At 68.3% G+C, this 1,166-nt stretch carries 2 protein-coding genes and 1 pseudogene; 1 reads left to right on the top strand and 2 read right to left on the bottom strand.

Annotated features, from left to right (window positions below; genetic code table 11):
• The coding region (locus ACO1BR_RS44120) for a polysaccharide deacetylase family protein (RefSeq protein ID WP_426800753.1) at positions 1-353 on the bottom strand (353 nt) is incomplete at its 3' end.
• Positions 323-943, bottom strand: coding sequence for a polysaccharide deacetylase family protein (locus ACO1BR_RS44115; protein WP_426800752.1), 621 nt, complete (start codon positions 941-943; stop codon positions 323-325). The genes ACO1BR_RS44115 and ACO1BR_RS44120, both read right to left, overlap by 31 nt.
• Position 944: 1 nt before the next feature.
• Between ACO1BR_RS44115 and ACO1BR_RS44110 the strand changes: the two are divergent.
• Positions 945-1,166: pseudogene (locus ACO1BR_RS44110) on the top strand (hypothetical protein); the annotation flags it as partial.

Here is a 1,166-nt window from a genome sequence, read left to right as displayed (position 1 = left end):
GCTGGGAAGGTGTAGGTGTAGCCCTGGGCGTCGAGTTGGTCCAGTAGTTTGGCGAGTGCTGCGATGGTTTGTGAGCGGTCGCCGCCGGCGTCGTGCATGAGGATGATCGAGCCGGGGTGCAGGTTGCGGTTGATGTTCTGCAGGATGTTGGCGACGCCGGGGCGTTTCCAGTCGTCGGAGTCGTCGCTCCAGCCGAGGGGGCGGAGTCCGTGTTGGGCGGCGATGTTTCGGATGGCGGGTTTGAAGTCGCCGCCGGGTGCGCGGTAGTACCAGAGCTTGGCTCCGGGACCGGCCGCGTTGGATATCTCCCGCTGGGCGTCGGCTATTTCGTGGATGTTGTAGTCCAACGGCATGCTGCTCTGGCGCTCGTTGTGGTGGACGGAGTGGTCGCACAGGCGGTNGCTGCGATGGTTTGTGAGCGGTCGCCGCCGGCGTCGTGCATGAGGATGATCGAGCCGGGGTGCAGGTTGCGGTTGATGTTCTGCAGGATGTTGGCGACGCCGGGGCGTTTCCAGTCGTCGGAGTCGTCGCTCCAGCCGAGGGGGCGGAGTCCGTGTTGGGCGGCGATGTTTCGGATGGCGGGTTTGAAGTCGCCGCCGGGTGCGCGGTAGTACCAGAGCTTGGCTCCGGGACCGGCCGCGTTGGATATCTCCCGCTGGGCGTCGGCTATTTCGTGGATGTTGTAGTCCAACGGCATGCTGCTCTGGCGCTCGTTGTGGTGGACGGAGTGGTCGCACAGGCGGTCACCGGCGGCGACGATCGACTTGGTGAGGTAGGGGTAGCGCTGCGCGTTGGGGCCTATCTCGCAGAAGGTGGCCTTGGCATGGTGCTGGGCCAGCAGCGCCAGTACCTTCGGTGTCCAGCGCGGGTCGGGGCCGTCGTCGAAGGTCAGCGCGACCGACCTGCCGCCGTCGTGGACGGTGGACTGGAGCGCGTTGCTCACCGTGAACCCACTCGACGGGCCGGTGGAGATGCTGCCCGAGCCATGGGGCGCGGGGGCGGCCGGGGAGGAGGGGGCGGCGGTCGAGGAGGATGACGGCGCGGCGCCCGATGCCGAGGGCGGTGCGCTGTGCGACAGGGTGGGGGAGGGGGATGCCGGGCTGGTGGCGACGGTGGGCGGGGGAGCTGAGGCGGACGGCGGCCCACCTGCCGACGACGTCTTGGCC

This window comes from Streptomyces sp. YGL11-2 (genome assembly GCF_050054615.1).
In the GTDB taxonomy this organism is placed as follows: Bacteria; Actinomycetota; Actinomycetes; order Streptomycetales; family Streptomycetaceae; genus Streptomyces.
This window is presented reverse-complemented; position numbering and strand designations above follow the sequence as displayed.